Below are 25964 nucleotides of genomic sequence, written 5' to 3' on the forward strand. Positions count from 1 at the left end.
ACGCCGGCACCGGCGTGTCGCGTATGAAATCGCACAGTCGGCGGCCGAAAGGCGATCAGTAGAGGTGGTCGGGGCGGCCTTCGGAATGCGCGTACATGCGGCGCAGCATGAAATCGCGGATCCGGCCGTTGTCGATCACCTTGATGCCGGCGTTGGCGATCGCCGGGATACCGGCCAGCTTGTGAAACACCCGGCCGCGCTTGTACTCCCGGCCCCAGGCGTCTTCCATCCGCTGCGCGTAGTTGGTGAAGTCGTCGGGCCCGCCGTTGGTCAGCGCGGCCACCGCGCACTCCCCGGCGGCCAGCCCGGACTCCAGCGCCTTCGAGATGCCGGCCCCGGACGCCGGTTTGCCCGCGCCCAGCGAGTCACCGGTGAACAGCACCCCGGGGCGCCACGGCGGCCAGGCGGTAAAGCCCATCGGCAGCCGCCAGGCCCGCACGGTTTTGGACTTCTTGAGCTCGTCGATCGACGGCAGCTCCCAGTCGCGCGGCAGCGTCGCCAAGAACTCGCCCAGGAACTGGGTGGCGTTGATGGCCTGCCAGTTCTTGTAGCTGTTGACGTAGCCGAGCCCGATGTTGACCCGCCCGCCGCCGAGCGGGAACACCCAGCCGTAGCCGGGCAGCTGATCGCCCTGGAACGCCAGCTTGAGGTAGATGTCGAGGGAGTCGGTGTCCGGCCGGTTGGCCGGCATCTCGGCGCGGATCGCGATCGCCGAGTAGCCGTTGTAGGCCGAATCCAGTTTGAGTGCCCGCTTGATCGGGGAGTAGGCGCCGTCGGCGGCGATCACCGCGTCGGCCAGCACCTGCTCACCGCTTTTCAGCGTCACCCCGGTGACCCGCCCGGCGTCGTCGAGGACTGGGCCGACCACCTCGGCGGACTGGCGAACCTCGGCGCCGGCCGATTCGGCGTGCTTGAGCAGCAGCGTGTCCAGTTCGGGGCGGCGGGCGACGTGGCCGTGGTCGGGCATGCCGGGTCGGCGCGGAAACGACAGCTCCCAGGTGCTGGGGCTGAACACCTTCACCCGGTTGACCCGGTGGAACTTGGCGACCTCGTCGGCCAAGCCCATCTTCTGCAGGTAACTGACCGCCCGCGCGGTCAGGCCGTCGCCGCACGGTTTGTCGCGCGGAAACTCCGCCTTATCCAGCACGACGACGCGGGCGCCGGCCTGTCTGGCCTGCCAGGCGGCCGCCGACCCCGCCGGACCTCCGCCGACAACCACCAGATCGAATCGCTGCGTCACAACATCCCGTTTCGACATTTTCTACAACCGCTCCGATGCTATCGGACCGCCGGGTGTCGGCGGTCTGGCCTGGTCAGCAACCCGCAGGCGGTAAGGTGCTTGACGTGCGGAGAGGGACGAAGCCGAGGCCCAGCGGAAACGCCGGGGCCAAGGTCGACGCGCGCAGCGAACGCTGGCGCGAACACCGCAAGAAGGTGCGCGGCGAGATCGTCGAGGCCGCGTTCCGGGCCATCGACCGGCTGGGCCCCGATCTGAGTGTGCGGGAGATCGCCGAGGAGGCCGGCACCGCCAAGCCGAAGATCTACCGCCACTTCACCGACAAATCTGACCTGTTCCAGGCGATCGGGGCCCGGCTGCGCGACAAGTTGTGGGCTGCGATCTTCCCGTCCATCGACTTCGCCACCAACTCGCTGCGCGACATCATCCGGCGCAGCGTCGAGGAATACGTGACCCTGGTCGACGAGCACCCCAACGTGTTGCGGTTCTTCATCCAGGGCCGCTTCCCGGAACAGTCCGAGTCGACGATGCGGACGCTCAACGAAGGCCGCGAGATCACCCTGGCGATGGCCGAGATGTTCAGCAACGAGCTGCGCGAGATGGAACTCAACCGGGAAGCGATCGAGCTGGCCGCGTTCGCCGCGTTCGGCTCGGCGGCCTCGGCCACCGACTGGTGGCTGGGTCCGGCGCTGGACAGTCCGCGGCGGATGCCGCACGACGCCTTTGTCGCGCACTTGACGACGATCATGATGGGCGTCATCAACGGCACCGCCGAGAACCTCGGCATCAAGATGGACCCGGACCGGCCGATCCACGAGGTTGTCCCCAATCAGCAACCCGCCTGACCGTTTTAGGCCGGGCCGGCTCGGCCGAATCTGCGTGTGGGGCACCGAAACTGTCTATGGGGCATCGAGTCTGCGGCTGGGGAATCGAAACTGCGGCCAGGGCGTCGAGTCTGCGCCCACGGCTACCTTCATTGCCCATTCGACGCCGTCAGCGCAGGCTGGGCGCCGTGGGCGCAGGCTCGACGCTGCTAGCGCAGTGTCGACGCCGCCAGGGCAGCCTCGGCCTCCCGACCCCGCCGCACGAACAGTGCCAGCACCGCCCCTACGGCCGACGCCGCCGCGGCGACCACCATCGAGGTCTGCAACCCGAGCATGAACGCCTGGTGGCTGCCGTCGGCGACGGCGGCGGCCAACGGGGCGGGCATCCCCGGCGGCACCGGCGCCACGCCCTGGGCCACCAGCTCCTTGGCGGGGGTCAGCTTCGCGGCCACCGGCGCGGGCGTCCCGGCGCCGGTGAGCTGGTCGACCAGCACCGAGCCGACCCGGCTGGACATCACCGACCCCAGGATCGTGGTGCCTAGCACGCCGCCCAGCTGCACCGCGGTACTTTGCAGGCCGCCGGCCACCCCGGCGTCGTCGACGTCGGCGTTACCGATGATGGCGTCCGAGCTGGCCGTGAGCACCAGCCCGATGCCCGCCCCCAGCAGCACGAACGCCGGCCACAGCGCCGCGTAGCCGGAGTCGGCGTGCAGGAACGCCAGCGAGAACAACCCGACCGCGACGGCGGCCAGCCCGATCGCCATGGCCGGGCGCGGCCCGAACTTCTCGGTGATCACCCCGGACAGCGGCGCCGTCACCATCAGCGCCACGCTCAGCGGCAGCGTGCGCACCCCGGTTTCCACCGGGGAGAAACCCTGCACGTTCTGCAGGTACAGCGACAGGAAGAACACCGCCCCGAACAGCGCGAAGAAGTCGATGACCACCACCGCGGTGCCGATCGACAGCGACCGGTTGGCGAACAGCCGCATCGGCAGCAGCGGCTCTGCGGTGCGCAACTCGATCACCACGAACACCGCCACCGCGGCCAGCCCGGCGGCGATCACCGCCAGCGTGCCGGGCGCCAGCCATCCCCAGCTTTGCCCCTTGATCAACCCGAACACGATCAAAAACAGCCCACCGGACAGGGTGGCGATACCGGGAACGTCGAGCCGGTGCTCGCCGTCGCTGCGGCTCTCGACGACCGCCAGCACACCCAGCAGCAGCGCCGCCGCCCCAATCGGCGCGTTGATGTAGAACACCGACTCCCAGCTGACGTGTTCGACCAGCAGCCCGCCGACGATCGGTCCGGCCGCGATCGACACCCCCGACGCCGCACCCCAGATCCCGACCGCGGTGTTCAGCTTCTCCGGCGGAAAGGTGGCCCGGATGATGGCCAGGGTGGCCGGCATCAGCAGCGCCCCGAACACGCCCTGCAGGGTGCGCAGCGCGATGACACCGCCGACGGTGCCGACCACGCCGATGCCCACCGAGGTCACCGCGAAGCCCACCACGCCGATGAAGAACATCGCCCGGCGGCCGAACCGGTCACCGAGCTTGCCGCCGAAGATCAGCAGCGACGCCAACGCCAGCATGTAGGCGTCGGTGATCCACTGCAGATCGCTCAGCGAGGCATGCAGATCGGCGGCGATCCGCGGGTTGGCGATGGCCACCACGGACGCGTCGAGCCCGACCATGATGACGCCCAGCGACACCGCGAGCAGCGTCCACCACGGGTGGCCGTGCATCCCGGTCCGGGCGTCGGACCGGTGCCGGCCCGGGTGCAGTTCGGGAGTGGAGATGGCGATCGCCATAAGGTTTGCTCCGTTTCTCTATGTGGAGGGTAACCACCACTTACTCCCAGCGAAGGTACACATAACCGAAGGCTTCTCTCCACTTACTCGGCTATGCTGGTCCTGTGATTTCCGGCGCAGCGCCGCGCGCAAAGAGGTCCGGGCCACCCAAACCCCTGCGGGCCGACGCGAAACTCAATCGGGACCGCATCCTGGCCGCGGCCGCCGAATTGTTCGCCGAGCGCGGGCTTTCGGTGCCGCTGGAGGAGATCGCGGCCCGCGCCGGGGTGGGGGTGGCCACCCTGTACCGGCGGTTCCCGACCCGCGCCGACCTAGCGGCCGCGGCCTTCGAACGCAACATCTCCGGCTACACCCGCGCCGTCGACACGGCGTTGGCCAACCCGAGCGCCTGGGACGGGTTCTGCACGCTGATCGTCGAGCTGTGCGGGTTGCAGGCCGGCGACGCCGGCCTGCGCGACCTGTTGACCACCGAGTTCCCCGCCAGCAGCGTCGTCGAACAGCGCACCGGCGAGGCCCTGCAGAAGGTGCGGACCCTGATCGCACGCGCCCAGGAGCAGGGCAGCCTGCGTCCGGATGTGACGGCCGGTGACCTGGTGGTGCTGTTGTTGGCCAACGCCGGCGTGCTCAAGGCCACCGGCGACACCGCACCCGGCGCGTGGCGCCGGTTCGCCGCACTGATGATCGACGGGTTCCGCGCCGGCCCGGCCACGCCGCTGCCGCCGGCGCCGCCCGAACAGCAGTTGCGCCGCTCCATCGCCATGCTGACCTGACCGCGGTTTCCGGGTATCGGTCCAGAGTAGGATCGGCTATCCGGTACCGGCGTTCCCAGGAAGGACGCATCATGACGCTCACCGAGCAGGCCGCCGAGGACGCGGTGCGGCAGGCCCCCGTGCACACCCGGGCGGTCATCATCGGGACCGGGTTCTCCGGTCTGGGGATGGCGATCGCGTTGCAGAAGCAGGGCGTGGATTTCGTCATCCTGGAGAAGGCCGACGAGGTCGGCGGCACCTGGCGCGACAACAGCTATCCCGGCTGTGCCTGCGATGTGCCGTCCCACCTGTACTCGTTTTCGTTCGAACCCAAGGCCACCTGGAGCAAGCTGTTCTCGCCGCAGCCGGAGATCCTGGACTACCTCAAAGGGGTCACCGACAAGTACGGTCTGCGCCGCTACATCCGGTTCGGGGCGCTGGTCGACCGCGCGCACTGGGACGACACCGAATACCGCTGGCACGTGTTCACCAAGTCCGGGCAGGAGTATGTGGCCCAATTCCTGATCTCCGGCGCCGGAGCGCTGCACATCCCGCGGCTGCCGAATGTCGACGGCATCGACGAATTCGGCGGTGTCTCTTTCCATTCCGCCGAGTGGGACCACAACGTCGACCTAGCCGGGAAGCGGGTCGCGGTGATCGGCACCGGGGCCAGCGCGATTCAGATCGTGCCGGAACTGGTGCGCGACGACGCCGGCGTGGCCCAGGTGCAGCTCTATCAGCGCACTCCACCGTGGGTGGTGCCGCGGCCCAACGGCCTGTTCCCGGCGCTGCTGCGTGGCGCGTTCGCCACGGTGCCCGGGCTGCGGCTGGCGGTGCGCTCGGCGATCTACTGGTGGCTGGAGGGCCTGGGCTACGCGATGACCAAACGGCCCAGCCTGCTGCGCGCGGTCGAACTGGTCGGCCGGTGGAACATCCGACGCAGTGTGCCCGACAAGGAGCTGCGCCGCCGGCTGACCCCGCGCTACCGCGCCGGCTGTAAGCGAATCCTGTACGCGCCCAACTACTACCAGGCGGTTGCCCACCCGAAGACGGAGCTGATCACCGAGCGCATCACCCGGGTGACCCGGGACGGCATCGTCACCGCCGACGGCGTCGAGCACCCGGTCGACGTCATCGTGTACGCCACCGGGTTCCACGTCACCGACTCCTACACCTACGTCGACGTCAAAGGTCCGCGCGGCGAGGACCTGGTGGACCGGTGGAACCGGGAGGGCGTGGCGGCCCACCGCGGCGTCGCGGTCGCCGATATGCCCAATTTGTTCTTCTTGCTGGGCCCCAACACCGGGCTGGGCCACACCTCGGTGGTGTTCATGATCGAATCGCAGATCCACTACGTCGCCGAGGCGATCGCGGCGGCCGACAAGGCCGGCGCCCAAGCGCTGGCGCCCACCCGCGCCGCCCAGGACCGGTTCAACGCCGAGCTGCAGGACAAGCTGGCCGGCTCGGTGTGGAACACCGGCGGCTGCGCCAGCTGGTATCTCGACGAACACGGGGTCAACCGGACCCTGTGGAGCGGGATGACCTGGCAGTACTGGCGGACCACCCGCAAGCTGCACACCAGCGAATACCGGTTCTCCGGAGTGGCTTCCGGGGCCGCCGCGCGCTGATCCCCGGCGACACGCCTAACACAAGACCTTGTGTTCCGACTCGATGTCAGACCCCAGGGGTAGTGTCGGAGGCCTAGGTACCGGCGGGTGAAATGGGGTTCTGGTGAGCGAAAAAATGAAGCTGATCGACCGGGTCTCGGCGATCAACTGGAACCGGGTCCAAGACGATAAGGACGCCGAGGTCTGGGACCGGTTGACCGGAAACTTTTGGCTGCCGGAGAAGGTGCCGGTGTCCAATGACCTGCCGTCCTGGGGCACGCTGACCGCCGGCGAAAAGCAGTTGACCATGCGGGTGTTCACCGGGCTGACGCTGCTGGACACCATCCAGGGCACCGTCGGCGCGGTCAGCCTGATTCCCGACGCGCTGACCCCGCACGAGGAAGCCGTCTACACCAACATCGCGTTCATGGAGTCGGTGCACGCCAAGAGCTACAGCCAGATCTTCTCCACGCTGTGTTCGACCGCCGAGATCGACGACGCGTTCCGCTGGTCGGAGGAGAACCCCAACCTGCAGCGCAAGGCCGAGATCGTGATGCAGTACTACCGCGGCGATGAGCCGCTCAAGCGCAAGGTGGCCTCCACGCTGCTGGAGAGCTTCCTGTTCTACTCCGGGTTCTACCTGCCGATGTACTGGTCCAGTCGGGCCAAGCTGACCAACACCGCCGACATGATCCGACTGATCATCCGCGACGAGGCCGTGCACGGCTACTACATCGGCTACAAATTCCAGCGGGGCCTGGCCATGGAGGACCCCGCCAAACAGCAAGAGCTCAAGGACTACACCTACGAGCTGCTGTTTGAGCTCTACGACAACGAGGTCGAATACACCCAGGACCTCTACGACGAGGTGGGGCTCACCGAGGACGTCAAGAAGTTCCTGCGCTACAACGCCAACAAGGCGCTGATGAACCTGGGCTATGAGGCGTTGTTCCCGCGCGACGAGACCAACGTGAACCCGGCGATCCTGTCGGCGCTAAGCCCCAACGCCGACGAGAACCACGACTTCTTCTCCGGGTCGGGATCGTCGTATGTGATCGGCAAGGCCGTCGTCACCGAGGACGAGGACTGGGACTTCTAGGCCACCGGTGCATCCAGCGATCTCACAGGAGTAATTCCGCGCCGGGTTCCGTCGCGCGGTGGTTGCATGGGCCGGTGAACATCGGGACTCGGCCAGGCATCCGGGAGCGGCGGGGTGTGCAGCTCGGCTTCGCCACCTGGGTGTCGGTGATCAACTTCTGGGCGTGGAACTTGATCGGCCCGGTGGCGATGACCGATGCCGCGGAGATGTCGCTGACCAGCACCCAGGAATCGCTGCTGGTCGCCACCCCGATCCTGGCCGGGTCGCTGGGCCGCGTCGTCGCCGGGTCACTGACCGACCGGATCGGTGGACGCGCTGTGTTCGTGGCGATCTCGCTGCTGACGATCGGCCCGGTGCTGGGGGTTGGCGCTGCCGAGGCGGCCGGCAACTATCCGCTGCTGATGGTGTTGGCGGGTTTGCTCGGGGTGCCCGGCACGGTGTTCGCCGTCGGTATCCCGTTCGCCAACAACTGGTATGAGCCCGCCCGCCGCGGCTTTGCGAGCGGCGTGTTCGGAATGGGGATGGTCGGCACCGCGCTCTCGGCGTTCTTCACTCCGCGGTTCATGCGGTGGTTCGGTGTGTTCGAGACCCACCTCATCGTCGCGGCGGCGCTGACGGTCACGGCGCTGCTGGGTATCGCGCTGCTGCGCAACGGACCGTATTTCGTTCCCAACACCGCCCCGGTGCTGCCGAAGTTCATGGCGGCGGTGCGCTTGCGGGTCACGTGGGAGATGTCGTTGCTGTATGCGGTGGTGTTCGGCGGGTTCGTCGCCTTCAGTAACTTCCTGCCCACCTATATCGAGAACATCTACGGGTTCGCGCCCGTCCAGTCGGGTAGCCGCACGGCGGCGTTCGCGCTGGCCGCGGTGCTGGCCCGGCCCGTCGGTGGTGCGCTGGCCGACCGCATCCCAGCCAAGTATGTGGTGTTGGTTTCGCTGATCGGTGTGGCGGCGCTGGCATCCGTCGCGGTCTTCCAGCCGCCGCCGGATGTGTGGTCGGCCACGACGTTCATCACCCTGGCCGCTGCGCTAGGCGTCGGCACCGGTGGGGTGTTCGGCTGGGTGACGCAGCGCACCCCGGCCGGGTCGGTGGGCGCCGTCGCCGGAATCGTCTCGGCCGCCGGCGGTTTAGGAGGTTACTTCCCGCCGATCGTGATGGGTGCCACCTACGACCCGGTGCACAAGAACTACACCGTCGGGCTGCTGCTGCTGGTGGCGACGGCACTGATCACCATCGCGTACACCGCGGTGCGACTGCGCACCGAGAAACCGGGCCCCGCGGGCATTGCCTAGCCGCGGCGGTGAACGACGCGTGAATAGTGGGCGCCGCGGTGGCGCCGGCGGCCATGATGCCGCGACACTGGCCGGGTGACTACCACCGCGTCGCTGCTCAGCTCCATCCTGCGCTGGCTGCAGGTCGGCTACCCCGACGGCGTACCCGGCCCGGACCGGGTGCCGCTGCTGGCGCTGCTGCGCAGCACCCCGCTGACCGAGGATCAGGTGCGCCAGGTGGTGCACAACATCACCGCCGACGGCTCACCGGCGCTGGACGACGGGGAGATCAGCCACGACGAGATCGCCGAATTCATCTCCGACGTCACCCAGTACGACGCCGGCCCGGAGAACGTGCACCGGGTGGCGGCCAAACTCGCCGCGGCCGGCTGGCCGTTGGCCGGCGTCGACTTCGCCGAAGCCTAGACGGCCGGGCTCACGCCGAACGTGCACTCACGGCGATGATTTCGCGATTTTTCCGCCGTGGACGCACGCTCGGCGAGTGGGCTCGACGGTCACCTGGGTTTGCCCGCCAAGCTCATCGAACCGCGCGGGGCGCACAGGTTCTCGGTCGCGAGGCCGACCACATCGAGGATCGCGGCCGGCGAATCCGGAACCTCGACCAGCTCGGGGATGGCGTCCGGCTTCTCCAGCGTCGGCGCCGGATCGTCGTGCCGTGTCGATTCCTTTGACCCCGGCTCCGGTTCGTGCGGGCGCGCGCGGCCCCACAGGATCGGCCACCAGTTCACCCGACCGACCAGCACCGCCAGGGCGGGCACGGTGATGGTGCGCACCAGGAAGGTGTCCAGCAGCAACCCGGCGCCAATGATGCAGCCCACCTGCACCATTCCGTCGACGCTGCCGAACAGCAGGCCGAACATCGAGGCGGCGAAGATGACCCCGGCCGAGGTGATCACCCCGCCGGTGGAGCCCACGGTGCGGATGACGCCGGAGCGCAGGCCACGCTGGGCGGATTCGTCGCGGATCTCGGAGATCAACAGCATGTTGTAATCCGCGCCGACCGCGACCAACACGATGAAGGCGATGCCGGGAACGCTCCAAGACAACTGCTGGTGCAGGATGAATTGGAACACGATGACGCCGATGCCCAGCGCCGCCATGTAGGACACCACCACCGAAGAGATCAGGTAGATCGGGGCGATCAGGGCCCGCAGCAACAGCACCAAGATCAAGAACACGATGATGACGGTCGCGATGATGATGAACCGCAAGTCGATGCTGTAGCAGTCGCGCAGATCCCGGTTCGCGGCGGGGAATCCCGTCATCGCGATCGACGCGTCGGCCAGCGCCGTGTTGGGTTGGGCCGACCGCGCGGCGGCGGTGATCGCATTGACCTGATCCATGGCCGCGGTGCTAAACGGGTTGAGGTCGGTCTGGATCAGATACCGCACCGCGTGCCCGTCGGGGGAGACGAACGCCGTGGCGGCCTTCTTGAAATCGTCGCCGGTCAACACCTGCGGGGGAATGTAGAAGCCCGCCATCGCCGGATCCGAGGCGCCGCGCCTGAGGGTGAGCAGATACTCCGATGCCTCGTGCAGCCCGGCACCGACCTGTTTGGCCTGATCGACCAGCTGCTGCACCCCGTCGGCCAACCGCTGGCTGGCCTCGGCCAGGGCGGCGGCGCCCTGCTGCATGGCGGCCAGCTGGGCGCGGGCGGCACCGGGATTGGGCATCGACGGCACGCTGGCGCTGGCACTGGTCAACGTGCCCCGCAGGTTTTTGGCCTGCGCCTGGATGCTCTGCTTTTCCGGCGAGTCCGGCAGCTGGCTGGCGAGCTGCGCGATCCGGTCGGGTGTCCCGTCGTTGGATAGCCGTTGCACCGTGGCGCGCGCGTTCTGGATGCGGGGATCGCTGAGCGCGTTGATCACCCCGTTGGCCTGGGCGGCGGCCTGATTGACCTGGCCGCGCGCCTCGGCGAGGTTGCGGGCGAGTTCCTTAGCGCCCTTGGCCAATTCGTCGAGGTCGTTGTTGTGGTCGTTGATCAGGCGTGACGCATTTTGCAGCTTGTCGCCGGCCTGCCCCGCCTGATACGCCACGCTGGCCTGTTCCGGTCGTTGCCCGTTGGGCCGGGTGATGCCCCGAATGGCGGTGATATCGGGCAGCTGGCTCACCCGGGCGGCCATCTGCTCCAGGTCGGCCAGCGCCTTGGGGCTGCGCAGATCGTGGGGTGACTGGATCACCAGATACTGCGGAATGGTGGCGTTGAGCGGGAAATGGCGGCTCACCGCGGCGTATCCGCGGTTGCTTTCGACGTTGTCGGGCAAGGTGGTGCGCTGGTCCCAGTTGTAGTGCACCATGCTGCCCAGGCCGGCCAACGCCGTCAAAATCACCAGGCTGGCGACCAGATAACCGGTGGGCCGGCGCACAATCCGTTTGCCCAAGCGGTGCCAGAACCGGGTGGTGAGGTCGCGGCGCGGCGCGATCCACCCCCACCGGCCGGTCACCGCCATCAGCGCCGGCAGCAGCGTCACCGCCGCCAAAAACACCACCGCGATCGAGATGGCCAACGCCGGACCGATCGTCGACAACATGCCCAAGCGGGCGAACACAATGCAGGCGAAGGTCACCGCCACGGTGGCCGCGGACGCCGCGATCACCTTGCCGACCGAGGTCAACGCGCCCACCACGGCCCGGTTGCTGTGAGCGCCCTGCCGCAGGTGATCGTGATAGCGGCTGATCAAGAAGACGGCGTAATCCGTTCCGGCGCCGGTCATCATCGCCGTCATGAACACGACGCTCTGATCGGACACGGCCATGCCGTGCAGCGCGAGTCCGGCCACGATGCCGCGCGCCGTCACCATGGACACGCCGATCATCACCAGCGGCAGCAACATGGTGATCGGGTTGCGGTAGATGATCAGCAGAACGACCAACACCATGATCGCGGTGGCGATCTCGATGATGTGCATGTCGCGGTCACTGGCGTCGGCGAGGTCGTTGATGGTGGCCGCGGGTCCGGCCAGGTCGGCGGTCAGGCCGGTTCCGGCGGTGGTCTGTTTGATGATGTCAGTGACCCGGTCGTAGGCGTCATACCCCTCCGGGGTGGCCAGCTCGCCGGCCAGCCCGATCGGCAGCAGCCAGGCCTGGTGATCCTTGCTGGTCATGGCTTCGCGTAGGGCGGGGGTGGCGACGAAGTCCTGCAGCATCACGACGTCGTGCTTGTCTTGGCGCAGCTTGCCGACGAGGTCGTGGTAGACCTTCTCGTCGGCGGGGCCCAGCCCCTTGTCGTCGGCGAGGACCGCGATCAGCAGGTTGTTCGACCCGGATTCGTCAAACGCCTTGGCCATCTGCTGGGCGGTCACCATCGCCGGCGTGTCCGCCGGCATCAATCCGACCGGGTGTTCGCGGACCATCTGGCCCAGCGGCGGCAAGTTCAGGAACAACGCCGCGGCCAGCGCAATCCAGGCCGCGATGACAAACACCGGCCAACGCACTACAAATCTGCCCACCCGCTGCAAAACGTGCCTCCAACCAGCCGAAACGCCTCTATGTTTACTTCGCAGACGCGTCCCGACCCACAAACGCCCGCACTACGGGGATGCTCGATATCACGAAAACATCACGGACGACGCTACACACGCCACACCGGTAACAGCTGGAACTTAGATCACTCGCGTGTCGGATTGGCGGCGCTTTTCGTTGCCCTAACGCGCTCGTCGCGGCTGGCGGCTGGCGGCTGACGGCTGGCGGCTGGCGGCTGGCGGCGGCGGCGCTAAGGCGCCGAACGTGCGCTGATGGCGGGCCGGTGCGCCGAACGTGCGCTGGTGGCGGCATTTTCGCGATTTTTCCGCCATGGATGCACGTTCGGCGAGTCGCGGTCACCCCGCGCGGCGGGTTTCCCGCCGACCAGGGGTTGACGCGTCACGTCCTACACGAACGAGCCCGACGCCGAAGATGCGGCGTCGGGCTCGTTGCGGGCACTCAGTTGGTGCGGGAGCCTTTACGCGGCCCGCAGCGCTGCCGTGTCGATGACGAAGCGGTAGCGCACGTCGCTGGCCAGCACCCGCTCGTAGGCGGTGTTGACGTAATCGGGTTCGATGACCTCGATCTCGGGCCGCACATTGTGTTCGGCGCAGAAGTCGAGCATCTCCTGGGTTTCGGGGATGCCGCCGATCATCGAGCCGGACAGGCTGCGGCGCATCCCGGCCAGCGGGAACGGCGGCACCGTCATGTCGTGCTCGGGCATGCCGAGCTCCACCAGGGTGCCGTCGACGGTGAGCAGGTTCAGGTAGGCGCCCAGATCCAGGTTCGCCGAGACGGTGTTGAGGATGACGTCAAAGCTGCCGCGCAGCTTCTTGAAGGTGTCCGGGTCGGCGGTGGCGTAGTACTCGCTGGCGCCCAGCCGCAGGCCGTCTTCCATCTTCTTCAGCGACTGGGACAGCACGGTGATCTCGGCGCCCATCGCCTTGCCCAGCTTGACGCCCATGTGGCCGAGCCCGCCCAGGCCGATCACCGCGATCCGCTTGCCCGGCCCGGCGTTCCAGTGCCGCAGCGGCGAGTACAGGGTGATGCCGGCGCACAGCAGCGGCGCGGCCGCATCCAGCGGGATTTCGTCGGGGATGCGCAGCACGTAGTTCTCGTCGACGACGATCGCGCCGCTGTAGCCGCCCTGGGTGGCTTGTCCGTCGCGGCCGACCGAGTTGTAGGTGGCGATCATGCCGCCGCCGGTGCAGTACTGCTCCAGGCCGGCCAGGCAGCTGGGGCACTCGCGGCAGGAGTCGACGAAGCAGCCCACGCCGACCCGGTCGCCGACCTTGTACTTGGTGACCTCCGAGCCGACGGCGGTCACCACGCCGGCGATCTCGTGGCCGGGAACCACCGGGTAGTTGGGCTGGCCCCATTCGGCTTTGACGGTGTGGATGTCGGAATGACAGATCCCGGCGAAGTGGATGTCGAACGCCACGTCGTGCGGGCCGGGGTCACGACGGGTGATGGTGGTCTTGGTCAGCGGTCCGGTCGCCGAGGTCGCGGCATAAGCGGAAACGGTGCTCATTTGGTGATATCCCTCGAATATAGATCTGTGCACATCTTTGCATAGCTTAGCGAAGTAATTTGGTTCGTGTTCCCCGGTCGCCCGCGTCAGGGGGCTTAGGCTGCCGTTATCGCAGCGTGTAGGCAGTCTAGGGCCGTCGAGTAATCTCTGACACACCACCGGTAACCGAGGTTGGCAACCCTCCGCCCCCCGCGCGTGGTCGTGGGTGGGCAAACCAAGCCTGAAGTCGGGAGCACTGTCGCGGCCGCCCGTTATCGTCCACCCATGAGCACACGCCCCAAGGTGGATCGACTCGTCATGTACAAGCACGGTGTGGCCTTCGTGGGGCGCCGCGGGCCGGTCGACGGCGATTTCGACCTGACGTTTCGCCGTGACGACATGAAGGATGTGCTCAAGTCGCTGACGGTCACCGTCGCCGACGGGCAGGCGTCGGTCGGCGCTGTCGCGTTCGAGACCCCGTCGGATCCCAGCACCGAACTGGCCAACCGCAACCTGCTGCTCAACCCCGGCCAAGCGCTGCTCGGCTTGATCGAGGGGCTGCGCGGCCGCGCCGTGGAGGTGCACTGCGGCGATCAGCGGCATCGCGGCGCGGTGATCGGCGTCGACGAGTCCGGGGAGAACCGTCGGCTGCTGGTGCTGCGGGCGGAATCCGGCGCGGTCAGCCTGGTCGACCTCGCCGACGCCCAGCGTCTCGACCCGCTGGAGGACCCGTCCCGCGACGACCTGGCGTACCTGATCGACCGGTCCCGCGCCGCCACCGCCGGCCAAAACTGCGACGTCACCGTGCAGATCCGCGGCCGCGCCGAGGACGCCCGGGTGTCCTACATCGTCCCGGCGCCGCTGTGGCGGGTGTCGTATCGGCTGCTCCGCGACGGCGACACGCTGGTGCTGGCGGCGATGGGCATCGTGCACAACCCGGTCGACGAGGACCTCACCGACGTCGAACTGACCCTGACCACCGGCCAGCCGGTGTCCTTCGACATCGACCTGTATCACGGCAAGCAGGTGCAGCGGGCGGTTGTCGAGGAGCGCGAGCGAGTCGCCGCACCGCTGACCCGCTCCCGCAAGGCCGCCCAGGTGTTGGCCGCCGCACCGGCCGGGCTGCCCGAACCCGCGGGCGTGCCCGCCGGCTACGGGGCCTACGCCGACGCCGCCGCCGACGTGGAAACCGTGGACCGCGGCGAGTACTTCGAATACCGGCTGACCACACCGGTATCGCTGAAGCGCGGCGGCGCGGCCATGGTCCCGCTGGCGGTGGCACCCGTGGCCGCGGTGCGCCGAGAGCTGGTGTGGCGCAACGGCCCCCAGCCCGCACCCGACATCATGCTGGCGTTCACCAACAGCACCGGCGTCGTCCTCGAAGAGGGCCCGGCGGTGATCTACGAGCAGGGCAACTACGCCGGGGAGGCCATGCTGGATTTCACCGCCCGCGGCGCGAAGGTGCGGCTGAGCTTCGCCAAGGACCTAGCGGTGCGCTGCCGGCGCCACTTCAGTGTCGACACCATCACCGCCCGGGTGCGGTTGGCCGCCGACGCGGTGATCGAGGAGCGGCGCCAAGAGCAGCGGCACACCCTGCGGGCCGACAACGACCACGACGAACCCGTCGTCGTCATCTTCGAGCTGCCCCAGACACCCGGACACAGTGTCACCGCCCTGCACGGTGTCGCCGAAGCCGAGGCCAGCGACGACGGATCCTGGCACCGGTTCGCCGTGCAGGTGCCCGGCCACCAGGCGGTCGAGGCGACGGTGCTGGAGACCTGGCTGACCTACTCCAAAGTCGAGTACCACCAGCTGTCGCCGGGCCAGCTGGAGCAGTGGCTGGCGGGCCGGTCGCTGGATGCGGCGACGGTCGATGCGTTATCCGGCGTGCTCGGCCACTGGGAGCGCGCCAACCGGATGGACGCCCAGCGCGAGCAGCTCGAGGCCGAACGCGCCGACGTGTTTGCGGCGCAGAGCCGCACCGCCGAACAGCTGCAGGTGCTCGGTACCGACGGCACCGAAGGCGAGCTGCGCCGGCGGCAGGTCGGGGAGTTGGAAGCGCTGCAGAACCGGGTCGCCGACCTCGACGGGCAAATCCGCCGGCTCCGCGACGACGCCGACACCGCCCGTCGGGCCGCCTCGGACGAACTGCGTCGGCTGATCGGCCAGGAGAGCTGACGACCGCCTAGTTGATCGGGGCGTTGATGAAGCGCAGGTCGTCGAGGATGCCGCGGGCGGCGACCACCCCCTGCCCGGTCTGCCACACCTCGTTGTTGACCACAAACACCCGGTTGTCCTGACCGGCGGACAGCCGCCGCCACGCCTTGCTGTCCAGCACCGCCTCGGCGCGCTTCTTGGCGGCCGGCGAGGCGAACGACATGTAAACGATGTCGGCGTCGGCGGCGGAGAAGTTGGCGTGGTCCAAGTCGCCGGTGCCGATCTCGACGTAGGCCTTATCGGTGAACCGCTGCGAGGCGGGGCGGTCCAGACCCACGGTGGCCAGCACGCTGGCCGGGAAGTTGTCGGCGCCGTAGATCCGCATGGTGTTCTCGGTGAGCTGCACGATCGACGCCTGGAAGTGGGCGGCGTCATGGTCGGCGCCGGTCTTTTCGGCCTTGGTGGTGAAGCCGTCCACCAGCGCGTCGGCGGCCCCGGTTCGCCCGGTGGCCGCACCGACACCGTGCAGGTTCTCCTCCCAGCCCGCGCCGGGCGCGCCGGTGAACACCGTCGGCGCGATCTTGGCCAGGTCCGGGTACAGCGTCGGGGTCAGCGTCGCCGAACCCAGGATCAAATCCGGGTGGGCGGCGGCGATGCCGGCCAGGTCGGGGGAGGTGCGGCTGCCCACCGGCGGCAGATCGTGCACCACGGTGCCCAGGTAGGACGGCTGGGCATCGCTGCCGTCGGGCAGCGCGGCGGCCACGATGGCCGACTGCAGCCCCAGCGCGCACAACGTGTCGAGCTGGTCGCCGGAGAGCACCACGATGCGTTGCGGGTCGGCGGGCACCTCGGCGGTGTCCGGTTCCACCCCGGCCGCGTTGTGGGCCTGCCGGGTGCCGCCTCCGGGATCGGCCTTGGCCGGGTCGGGCGCGCAGGACTCGTCGGGCCGGCGCTCATTGCCCAGCACCCCGGCGTCGACGATCTTGGTGGTGCTGGTGATCACCGACGACGCGGGGGACCCGCCGTCGCGCCCGGACTGGGTGCACCCGGCGCACACCGCCAACACCGCGATCGCGGCCACCAGAACCCCAGGTCGCACACCGTCGAGCCGCACGAGTGTGACGTTAACACCCGGCGCCGTCGCGACCGGTAGCCAGCCAATTACGACGGTTTGTAGGACCCATGCCGACGCGAGGGGGTTCACGGGCTAGGATTCTCAAAGAAGTTTCCCGGGAAGCCCATGTTTGGAGGAGCCTTGACCGCCGAAGCGCCCCCACGCGGAGAACTAGAGGCTAGTCGCCCGTTCCCAGCCCGGCTCGGCCCCAAAGGCAGCCTGATCTACAAGCTGGTGACGACCACCGATCACAAGCTGATCGGCATCATGTACGTCGTCGCCTGCATGGTGTTCTTCTTCATCGGTGGCCTGCTGGCCCTGTTCATGCGCACCGAGCTGGCCGCGCCGGGCCTGCAGTTCCTGTCCAACGAGCAGTTCAACCAGCTGTTCACCATGCACGGCACGATCATGCTGCTGTTTTATGCCACCCCGATCGTGTTCGGCTTCTCCAACCTGGTGCTGCCGCTGCAGATCGGCGCCCCGGATGTGGCCTTCCCGCGGCTCAACGCGTTCTCGTTCTGGCTGTTCGTGTTCGGCGCGACGATCGCGATCGCCGGGTTCATCACCCCCGGCGGCGCGGCGGACTTCGGCTGGACCGCCTACACGCCGCTGACCGACGCCATCCACGCGCCCGGCGCCGGACCGGACCTGTGGATCATGGGGCTGGCCGTCGGTGGTCTGGGCACCATCCTGGGCGGGGTGAACATGGTCACCACCGTGGTGTGCATGCGCTGCCCCGGTATGACGATGTTCCGGATGCCGATCTTCACCTGGAACATCCTGATCACGTCGATCCTGGTGCTGATGGTCTTCCCGCTGCTGACCGCGGCGCTGTTCGGTCTGTTCGCCGACCGGCACCTGGGCGCCCACATCTACGACCCGGCCAACGGCGGCGTGCTGTTGTGGCAGCACCTGTTCTGGTTCTTCGGGCACCCCGAGGTGTACATCATTGCGTTGCCGTTCTTCGGGATCGTCACCGAAGTGTTCCCGGTGTTTTCCCGCAAGCCGGTGTTCGGCTACACCACGCTGGTGTACGCGACCATGTCGATCGCGGCGCTGTCGGTGGCGGTGTGGGCGCACCACATGTTCGCCACCGGTGCGGTGCTGCTGCCGTTCTTCTCGTTCATGACGTTCCTGATCGCCATCCCGACCGGCATCAAGTTCTTCAACTGGGTCGGCACCATGTGGAAGGGCCAGTTGACCTTCGAGACCCCGATGCTGTTCTCGGTGGGCTTCGCGGTCACCTTCTTGGCCGGTGGCCTGACCGGGGTGCTGCTGGCCAGCCCGCCGCTGGACTTCCACGTCACCGACACCTACTTCGTGGTGGCGCATTTCCACTACGTGCTGTTTGGCACCATCGTGTTCGCCACCTTCGCCGGGATCTACTTCTGGTTCCCGAAGATGACCGGCCGGCTGCTCGACGAGCGGCTGGGCAAACTGCACTTCTGGTTGACGTTCATCGGGTTCCACACCACCTTCTTGGTGCAGCACTGGCTCGGTGATGAGGGCATGCCGCGCCGCTACGCCGACTACCTGCCCACCGACGGCTTCCAGACCCTGAACATCGTGTCCACCGTCGGGGCGTTCATCCTGGGTACGTCGATGATCGTGTTCTCCTGGAACGTGTTCCGCAGCTGGCGCTACGGCGAGGTAGTGACCGTCGACGACCCGTGGGGTCACGGCAACTCGCTGGAGTGGGCCACCAGCTGCCCGCCGCCGCGGCACAACTTCACCGAGCTGCCCCGGATCCGTTCGGAGCGCCCGGCCTTCGAGCTGCACTACCCGCACATGGTGGAGCGGCTACGCGCCGAGGCGCACGTGGGACGCAGTCACCACACCCCGGAGCCCGAACTCGCTGAGGCGCAGTCCAGCTGATGCGGCGACACCCTGTGCGGCCGGGTCGTTTGGGCGGCAACCGCGGGTGAGTACGCCCAAGGTGTCGGTGTTGATCACCGTCACCGGTGTCGACCAGCCAGGTGTGACGTCGGCCCTGTTCGAGGTGCTGTCCCGGCACAACGTTGAGCTGCTCAACGTCGAACAGGTGGTGATCCGCGGCCGGTTGACGCTGGGAGTGCTGGTATCGGCCACCTCGGAGGTGTTGGACGACACCGCATTTCACGACGAGGTGCAGGCGGCCATCCACCGCGTCGGGTTGGACGTCAGCATTGAACCCAGCGACGACTCACCGATCATCCGGGAGCCGTCGACGCACACCATCGTGGTGCTGGGTCGGCCGATCACCGCCGAGGCGTTCGCCGGGCTGTCTCGTGAGGTGGCCGCGCTGGGCGTGAACATCGACCTGATCCGCGGCGTGTCGGACTACCCGGTCACCGGCCTGGAGCTGCGGGTGTCGGTGCCACCGGGGGCCGGCAGGGAGTTGCAGACCGCCCTGACCCGGGTGGCCGCCGACCAGCGCGTCGACGTCGCGGTCGAGGACACCAGCCTGGCCCGCCGCGCCAAACGGCTCATCGTGTTCGACGTCGACTCGACGCTGATCCAGGGCGAGGTGATCGAGATGCTGGCCGCCCGGGTGGGCAAGGAGGCCGAGGTCGCCGCGATCACCGAGGCCGCGATGCGCGGCGAACTGGATTTCACCGCCTCGCTGCAACAGCGGGTGGCCACCCTGGCGGGGTTGCCCGCCGCGGTGCTCGACGAGGTCGCCGACGAATTGGAGCTCACCCCCGGCGCCCGCACCACGCTGCGCACGCTGCGCCGGCTGGGCTACCAATGCGGTGTGGTGTCCGGCGGCTTCCGCCAGGTCATCGAACCGCTGGCGGAGGAGTTGATGCTGGACTTCGTCGCGGCCAACCGGTTGGAGATCGTCGACGGCAAGCTCACCGGCCGGGTGGTCGGGGAGATCATCGACCGGGCCGGAAAGGCCAAGGCGCTGCGGGATTTCGCCGCGCAGGCCGGCGTACCGATGCAGCAGACCGTCGCGGTCGGCGACGGCGCCAACGACATCGACATGCTCTCGGCGGCCGGGCTGGGGGTGGCGTTCAACGCCAAACCGGCGCTGCGTGAGGTCGCCGACGCGTCACTGACCTACCCGTATCTGGACACCGTGCTGTTCATCCTCGGCGTGACCCGCGGCGAGATCGAGGCCGCCGACGCCGTCGACGGCGTCGGGCGGCGCGTCGATATCCCGCCCGAGTAGGGCAGGAGCAGACGCAAAAGACCCGGTTTCCTGCCGAAATTGGGGGCCTTTGCGTCTGCTCGCGGGAGGTACGGCACGATGGTCGGGTGCCCGAAACAGGAAGCGACGCCGCCGCGGCCGACCTGCTGATCGACTTCCGAAATGTTTCGTTGCGCCGCGACGCGCAGGTGCTGGTGGGCCCGGTGGACTGGGCCGTCGAACTCGACGAACGCTGGGTGATCATCGGGCCCAACGGCGCCGGCAAGACCTCGCTGCTGCGCATCGCCGCCGCCGCCGAACACCCCTCGTCGGGCACCGCCCACGTGCTCGGGGAGCAACTCGGCCGGGTGGACGCCACCGAGCTGCGGGCCCGGGTCGGCCTGAGCTCCTCGGCGCTGGCCGAGCGGGTGCCCGGCGACGAGCTGGTGCGCGACCTGGTCATCTCGGCCGGTTACGCGGTGTTGGGCCGCTGGCGGGAACGCTACGAGGACGTCGACTACCACCAGGCCATCGACATGCTGGAAAGCCTGGGCGCCGAACACCTGGCCGACCGCAGCTACGGCACCCTGTCGGAGGGGGAGCGCAAGCGGGTGCTGATCGCCCGCGCGTTGATGACCGACCCGGAGCTGCTGCTGCTCGACGAGCCGGCCGCAGGGCTGGACCTGGGTGGGCGTGAGGAGCTGGTGGCGCGGCTGGCCGATCTGGCCGCCGACCCCGACGCACCGGCGCTGGTGCTGGTCACCCACCATGTCGAGGAGATCCCGCCCGGCTTTTCGCACTGCATGCTGCTGTCGGAGGGCGAAGTTGTCGCGGCCGGGCTGCTGTCCGACGTGCTGACCGCCGACAACCTGTCCGCGGCGTTCGGCCAATCGATCGCGCTGGACGTCGTCGACGGGCGCTACTTCGCGCGCCGCACCCGCGCCCGCGCAGCCCACCGGAGGCGTGCATGACCGAACCGTTGACACCCCGACCGGCCGCCACCGTGATGCTGGTCCGCGACGCCGCCGCCGGCCTCGACGTGTTCTTGATGCGGCGGCACTCCCGCATGCATTTCGCCCCGCGGGTGATGGTGTTTCCCGGCGGCGGGGTCGACGATCGCGACCGCCACGCCGAAATCGCCTGGGCGGGACCGTCGCCGGACTGGTGGGCGCAGCGGTTCGGCATCGAAGCCGAGCTGGCCGAGGCGCTGGTGTGCGCGGCCGCCCGGGAGACGTTCGAGGAATCCGGGGTGCTGTTCGCCGGGCCGGCCGACGACCCGCACAGCATCGTCGGCGACGTGTCGGTGTACCGGGATGCCCGCCTGGCGCTGGCCGACAACACGCTGTCGTTCGCGGAGTTCATGCGCGCCGAGAACCTGGTGCTGCGGGCGGATCTGTTGCGGCCGTGGGCGAACTGGGTGACCCCCGAGGCCGAACGCACCCGCCGCTACGACACCTACTTCTTCGTCGGCGCGCTGCCCGACGGCCAACGCGCCGACGGGGACAACACCGAATCCGATCGCGCCGACTGGACCACCCCCGATGCCGCCATCGAGGACTTCGCCGCGGGCCGCAACCTGCTGTTGCCGCCGACCTGGACCCAACTCGATTCGCTGGCCGGGCACACCGTCGCCGAAGTCCTCGCGGTGGAACGCCAAATCGTGGCCGTACAACCCGATTTAACGATCGACGGCGACAACTGGGTGTTCGAGTTCTTCGACTCCGAACGGTACAACGCGGCGCTGCAGCGGCGGCCGGATTCGCTGCCCCCGGGGTGGGGGCAGTGACCGAATTCGCCCAGGTGCACCTGAGCACCGACCACCCCGGGGTCGCCACCCTGGTGCTGTCCCGGCCGCCCACCAACGCGCTGACCCGGCAGGCCTGCCGAGAGCTCGCGGCCGCGGCCGCCGAGCTGGGCCGCCGCGACGACGTCGCCGCGGTGATCCTGTTCGGCGGGCACGAAATCTTCTGCGCCGGAGACGATGTGCCCGAACTGCGCACGCTGACCACGGCCGAGGCCGAGTCCGCCGCCCGGGTCCGGCACGAGGCCGTCGAGGCCGTCGCGGCGATCCCGAAACCCACCGTGGCCGCGGTCACCGGGTACGCGCTGGGCAGCGGACTGGCGCTGGCGCTGGCCGCCGACTGGCGGGTCAGCGGCGACAACGTCAAGTTCGGGGCGACCGAGATCCTGGCCGGCCTGGTTCCCGACGGCGCCGGCATGGCCGGGCTGGCCCGCACCGTGGGCGCCAGCCGCGCCAAGGAATTGGTGTACAGCGGACGGTTTTTCGACGCGGAAGAGGCGCTGGCACTGGGCCTCATCGACGACATGGTGGCCCCCGACGGGGTGTACGACGCCGCAGTGGCGTGGGCGGGCCGGTTCGTCGACAGCCCGCGCGCCGCGCTGGCCGCGGCCAAGGCCGGCATCGACGACGTCTTCAACCTGTCCGCGGCGGATCGGCTAGCCGCCGGCCGCCGCCGCTATGCCGAGGTGTTCGCCGCCAGCCTCGGCGCGGCCTCCGATCGCTGAGACAGCCCCAAAGCCGACTCATCCAATTCTTGGGAAACTTCTTTTTCCCACGTTGCTATCGGTTAACGTACGCGTCAAAAGTGATGTCGGTCACCGTGAGAAAGAGCCGCTCTATGCAGCAACTCGCTACCCGTCCCTGGATCACCGCCGGTATCGCCCTCGCCGGCGCCAGCCTCATCGCCGCCACCCCGGTGACCGCACCGCCGCCCGACGTCCAGGTGTCCCGCCTGATCCAGCTGATCGCCGACGAAGCCGATATCACGCTGGACCTGATCCGGCACGGGCAATCGTTCGACAACGTGAACGGCATTATCGGGACGGTGGCGCCCGGTGCGGGCCTGACCCCCACCGGTGCGGAGCAGGCCGCCTACCTGGCCGACCCCAGCAATCCGCTGCATCTAGCGGACCCCAGCAGCTACGGCGGGATCTTCGCCTCGGGCCTGATCCGCACCCAGGAGACCGCCGCGGATTGGCTCACCGCGGCGGGTGCGCCAGACACGAGTGTGGTGGACCTGTCCGGGCTTAACGAGATCAACGCCGGCATTTTCGAGGGCGCACCGCAGAACCTCCTGACCGGCCTGGGGTATCTGGCCGCCCCGTTGGCGTGGACGCTGGGGCTGTACTTCGTGCCGGAGCTGGGCTCGTCGGACTACAACGGGATGGCGTTCGAGGACCGCTACGGTGACGCCATTCAGACGATGTACGACGCGACGAGCCCCAACGGGGAGAGCGTGGGGTTTTCGCACGCGGCGGCGATCATGATCTGGACGATGATGAACGTCAACAACCCCAACCCGCTGCTCATGCTTGAGGATCCGCTGTCCAACACCGGCCAGATCGTGATCGATGGCAATCCCGAGGACGGTTGGACGCTGGTCAGCTGGGACGGGCACGCCGTCGCGCCGGCGAACCTGCTGCAGGACCTGTTCGTCGCCACCCGGGATCTGATCACCACGCCGCAGATGGCGGCCTTCAACGTGTGGCAGGCGCTGCTGACCCTGGATCCGTCGACGATCCTGAACTCGCTCAAGGACGGCGTTGTCGACGTCGCCCGGACGACGCTGAACTACCCGGTCGTCCTGATTCAGGACATCATCGGCGCGCTCACCGGCAACATCTCACTCGGCCTGGACTTCGGCGACCTGCCCAGCGAGCTGGCCGCGGCGTTGCCCGCGGCGGCCACCGACTTCAGCGCCCTAGTGCCCGGCGAGCTGAGCGCGCTGATCGGCGACCTGTTCACCGCATTGTGAGGTGGGCGACCGGCGGTTACCTCGTCGGGCCGGCGTCCCATTAGGCTGGGCCATCATGACGAGTACCGATCCGGCACCGCAGCCGCATGCCACCGCCGAGCAGGTGGAGGCCGCGCGACACGACAGCAAGCTCGCCCAGGTGCTGTACCACGACTGGGAAGCCGAAAGCTACGACGAGAAGTGGTCGATCTCCTACGACCAGCGCTGCGTGGACTACGCCCGCGGCCGCTTCGACGCGATCGTCCCGGCTGAGGAGCAGCGCGCCCTGCCCTATGACCGCGCCCTGGAACTGGGCTGCGGCACCGGCTTCTTTTTGCTCAACCTGATCCAGTCCGGGGTGGCGCGCCGCGGCTCGGTCACCGACCTCTCGCCGGGCATGGTCAAGGTCGCCACCCGCAACGGGCAGTCGCTGGGCCTGGACATCGACGGCCGCGTCGCCGACGCCGAGGGCATCCCGTACGACGACAACACCTTCGATCTGGTGGTCGGGCACGCGGTGCTGCACCACATCCCAGACGTGGAACTGTCGCTGCGCGAGGTGATCCGGGTCCTCAAGCCGGGCGGGCGGTTCGTGTTCGCCGGCGAACCCACCACCGTCGGCAACGTGTACGCCCGCACCCTGTCCACCCTGACCTGGCGGGCCACCACCAACCTCACCCGGCTGCCCGGCCTGACCGGCTGGCGCCGCCCCCAGACCGAACTCGACGAATCCTCCCGCGCGGCCGCGCTGGAGGCCGTCGTCGACCTGCACACCTTCGAGCCCGCCGACCTGGAGCGGATGGCCAGCAGCGCCGGCGCGGTGCAGGTCGCCACCGCCAGCGAAGAGTTCACCGCCGCGATGCTGGGCTGGCCGGTGCGCACCTTCGAGGCCGCCGTGCCTGCCGGCCGATTAGGTTGGGGCTGGGCGAAATTCGCGTTCAACAGCTGGACCACGCTGAGCTGGGTGGACGCCAACATCTGGCGCCGGGTGGTGCCCAAGGGCTGGTTCTACAACGTGATGGTCACCGGGGTTAAGCCGTCCTGACCTTCAGCCGGGCCGACGTCGGCTACCTGCGCTCGGACACCGGCGCCGCGGCCCTGCGCGAGGTCGCCGACCTGGCGCTGACCGACGCCACCCGGGTCGCCGACATCGCCGCGGCCCGGACGCGGTTCGGGGATCGGGCCCCCGCGCTGGTGGAGACCACGCTGCTGCGGCGCCGGGCCGGCGACAAGCTGCCCGGCACCGCGGATTGGCTGTTCACCGATGAGGCGCTGCAGCAGGCCAGCGCGGCGCCGGTGGCGCGACACCGCGCGGTGCGGCTGTCCGGGGCCGTGGTGCACGACGTCACCTGCTCCATCGGGACCGAGCTGGCGGCGCTGCGGGACACGGCGACCCAGGTGATCGGCAGCGATATCGATCCGGTGCGCCTGGCGATGGCCCGGCACAATCTGGGCGGCACCGTCGGCCTGTGCCGCGCCGACGCGCTGACCCCGATCAGCCGCGCTGCGGTGGTGGTCGCCGACCCGGGTCGGCGCCGCGGTCGGCAACGCCGCTTCAACCCGCGTGATTACCAGCCCGCGTTGGATGCGCTACTGGACACCTACCGGGGTCGGGATCTCGTCGTAAAGTGCGCACCCGGAATCGATTTCGCATCCGTGCGACGACTGGGCTTCGACGGCGAGATCGAGGTCACCTCGGTGGCCGGCACGGTGCGCGAAGCGTGCCTGTGGTCGGCGGGGCTGGCGGCGTCGGGGGTGCGGCGCCGGGCCACCCTCCTGGACCGCGGCGAACAGCTCACCGACGCCGAACCCGATGACTGTGCGGTGCGACCGGCCGGGCGCTGGATCGTCGACCCCGACGGTGCGGTGGTGCGCGCCGGGCTGGTCCGCCACTACGGCGCCCGGCACGGGCTCTGGCAGCTCGACCCCGACATCGCCTACCTGTCCGGTGACCGGCTGCCGGCCGGCGTCCGCGGCTTCGAGGTGCTCGAGCGGCTGCCCTATAGCGAGAAGGGGCTGCGGGGTGCCCTGGCGGCGGCCGACTGCGGCGCCCTGGAGATCCTGGTCCGCGGGGTGGACGTCGACCCCGATGCGCTGCGGCGTCGGCTCCGGCTGCGCGGCAGCCGGCCGCTGTCGGCGATCATCACCCGACTAGGGTCCGGGGCGGCCGGGCGAGCAACGGTGTTCGTTTGCCGTTCCTCCCGCTGAGCGTCCCGGTAGGCTATCGGCAGTTAC

General features: G+C 68.7%; 19 protein-coding genes and 1 pseudogene. 15 read left to right on the forward strand and 5 right to left on the reverse strand.

Annotated elements, in window-relative coordinates; translation table 11 throughout:
• Positions 1 to 55: 55 nt before the first annotated feature.
• Positions 56 to 1240 (reverse strand): NAD(P)/FAD-dependent oxidoreductase, encoded by a 1185-nt coding sequence (locus ACAG26_RS22910; protein WP_370485372.1) that lies wholly within the window; start codon positions 1238 to 1240, stop codon positions 56 to 58.
• Between the two features lie 95 nt (positions 1241 to 1335).
• Between ACAG26_RS22910 and ACAG26_RS22915 the strand changes: the two genes are divergently transcribed.
• The gene (locus ACAG26_RS22915; RefSeq protein WP_370485373.1) at positions 1336 to 2082 is read left to right on the forward strand and encodes a TetR/AcrR family transcriptional regulator; all 747 of its coding nucleotides are present in this window, start codon (positions 1336 to 1338) and stop codon (positions 2080 to 2082) included.
• Between the two features lie 188 nt (positions 2083 to 2270).
• Here ACAG26_RS22915 and ACAG26_RS22920 read toward each other — a convergent pair whose 3' ends face one another.
• Positions 2271 to 3872: an MFS transporter gene (locus ACAG26_RS22920; RefSeq protein ID WP_370485374.1), complete on the reverse strand. Its 1602-nt coding sequence runs from the start codon at positions 3870 to 3872 to the stop codon at positions 2271 to 2273.
• A gap of 104 nt (positions 3873 to 3976) precedes the next feature.
• Between ACAG26_RS22920 and ACAG26_RS22925 the strand changes: the two genes are divergently transcribed.
• The 5 genes from ACAG26_RS22925 to ACAG26_RS22945 all read left to right on the forward strand — a co-directional run bounded on the left by ACAG26_RS22925 (position 3977) and on the right by ACAG26_RS22945 (position 9024).
• A complete protein-coding gene (locus tag ACAG26_RS22925; protein WP_370485375.1) occupies positions 3977 to 4642 on the forward strand; it encodes a TetR/AcrR family transcriptional regulator in 666 nt (221 codons plus the stop codon).
• 71 nt (positions 4643 to 4713) lie between these two features.
• Positions 4714 to 6249 carry a flavin-containing monooxygenase gene (locus ACAG26_RS22930; protein ID WP_370485376.1) on the forward strand — a complete coding sequence of 512 codons (1536 nt, stop codon included), beginning with the start codon at positions 4714 to 4716 and terminating at the stop codon, positions 6247 to 6249.
• 115 nt (positions 6250 to 6364) lie between these two features.
• On the forward strand, positions 6365 to 7327 hold the full coding sequence (gene nrdF, locus ACAG26_RS22935; protein ID WP_370485426.1) for a class 1b ribonucleoside-diphosphate reductase subunit beta: 963 nt from the start codon (positions 6365 to 6367) through the stop codon (positions 7325 to 7327).
• A gap of 74 nt (positions 7328 to 7401) precedes the next feature.
• Positions 7402 to 8619 (forward strand): MFS transporter, encoded by a 1218-nt coding sequence (locus ACAG26_RS22940; RefSeq protein WP_370485377.1) that lies wholly within the window; start codon positions 7402 to 7404, stop codon positions 8617 to 8619.
• A 105-nt stretch (positions 8620 to 8724) separates the two neighbouring features.
• Entirely contained in the window at positions 8725 to 9024 is a 300-nt protein-coding gene (locus tag ACAG26_RS22945; RefSeq protein ID WP_370485427.1) for a DUF3349 domain-containing protein, read from the forward strand.
• 248 nt (positions 9025 to 9272) lie between these two features.
• Here ACAG26_RS22945 and ACAG26_RS22950 read toward each other — a convergent pair.
• Positions 9273 to 12077: pseudogene (locus ACAG26_RS22950) on the reverse strand (RND family transporter); the annotation flags it as partial.
• 482 nt (positions 12078 to 12559) lie between these two features.
• Complete coding sequence (locus ACAG26_RS22955) at positions 12560 to 13612, reverse strand: NAD(P)-dependent alcohol dehydrogenase (protein ID WP_370485378.1); 1053 nt, start codon at positions 13610 to 13612, stop codon at positions 12560 to 12562.
• A gap of 264 nt (positions 13613 to 13876) precedes the next feature.
• Between ACAG26_RS22955 and ACAG26_RS22960 the strand changes: the two genes are divergently transcribed.
• The gene (locus ACAG26_RS22960) at positions 13877 to 15769 is read left to right on the forward strand and encodes a hypothetical protein (RefSeq protein ID WP_370485379.1); all 1893 of its coding nucleotides are present in this window, start codon (positions 13877 to 13879) and stop codon (positions 15767 to 15769) included.
• A 7-nt stretch (positions 15770 to 15776) separates the two neighbouring features.
• On the opposite strand, the gene ACAG26_RS22965 is transcribed toward ACAG26_RS22960, so the two are convergent.
• The gene (locus ACAG26_RS22965; RefSeq protein ID WP_370485428.1) at positions 15777 to 16847 is read right to left on the reverse strand and encodes an iron-siderophore ABC transporter substrate-binding protein; all 1071 of its coding nucleotides are present in this window, start codon (positions 16845 to 16847) and stop codon (positions 15777 to 15779) included.
• 156 nt (positions 16848 to 17003) lie between these two features.
• Here ACAG26_RS22965 and ctaD point away from each other — a divergent pair, with 156 nt between their 5' ends.
• From ctaD to ACAG26_RS23005, 8 genes are all read left to right on the forward strand, one after another.
• A complete protein-coding gene (gene ctaD / locus ACAG26_RS22970; RefSeq protein ID WP_370485380.1) occupies positions 17004 to 18737 on the forward strand; it encodes a cytochrome c oxidase subunit I in 1734 nt (577 codons plus the stop codon).
• A 46-nt stretch (positions 18738 to 18783) separates the two neighbouring features.
• Positions 18784 to 20016, forward strand: coding sequence for a phosphoserine phosphatase SerB (gene serB, locus ACAG26_RS22975; protein WP_370485381.1), 1233 nt, complete (start codon positions 18784 to 18786; stop codon positions 20014 to 20016).
• Between the two features lie 86 nt (positions 20017 to 20102).
• On the forward strand, positions 20103 to 20945 hold the full coding sequence (locus ACAG26_RS22980) for an ABC transporter ATP-binding protein (protein WP_370485382.1): 843 nt from the start codon (positions 20103 to 20105) through the stop codon (positions 20943 to 20945).
• On the forward strand, positions 20942 to 21760 hold the full coding sequence (locus tag ACAG26_RS22985; RefSeq protein WP_370485383.1) for an NUDIX hydrolase: 819 nt from the start codon (positions 20942 to 20944) through the stop codon (positions 21758 to 21760). The genes ACAG26_RS22980 and ACAG26_RS22985 overlap by 4 nt, the downstream gene beginning before the upstream one ends.
• Positions 21748 to 22500 carry an enoyl-CoA hydratase gene (locus ACAG26_RS22990; protein ID WP_370485384.1) on the forward strand — a complete coding sequence of 251 codons (753 nt, stop codon included), beginning with the start codon at positions 21748 to 21750 and terminating at the stop codon, positions 22498 to 22500. The genes ACAG26_RS22985 and ACAG26_RS22990 overlap by 13 nt, the downstream gene beginning before the upstream one ends.
• A 113-nt stretch (positions 22501 to 22613) precedes the next feature.
• On the forward strand, positions 22614 to 23750 hold the full coding sequence (locus ACAG26_RS22995; protein ID WP_370485385.1) for a histidine phosphatase family protein: 1137 nt from the start codon (positions 22614 to 22616) through the stop codon (positions 23748 to 23750).
• Positions 23751 to 23805: 55 nt separating this feature from the next.
• Positions 23806 to 24774, forward strand: a complete 969-nt coding sequence (locus ACAG26_RS23000; protein ID WP_370485386.1) for a class I SAM-dependent methyltransferase — start codon at positions 23806 to 23808, stop codon at positions 24772 to 24774.
• Complete coding sequence (locus ACAG26_RS23005; protein ID WP_370485429.1) at positions 24771 to 25937, forward strand: class I SAM-dependent methyltransferase; 1167 nt, start codon at positions 24771 to 24773, stop codon at positions 25935 to 25937. The genes ACAG26_RS23000 and ACAG26_RS23005 overlap by 4 nt, the downstream gene beginning before the upstream one ends.
• The last annotated feature ends 27 nt before the right edge of the window (positions 25938 to 25964 follow it).

It is taken from the genome of Mycobacterium sp. pUA109 (assembly GCF_041287095.1).
Lineage (GTDB): Bacteria > Actinomycetota > Actinomycetes > Mycobacteriales > Mycobacteriaceae > Mycobacterium.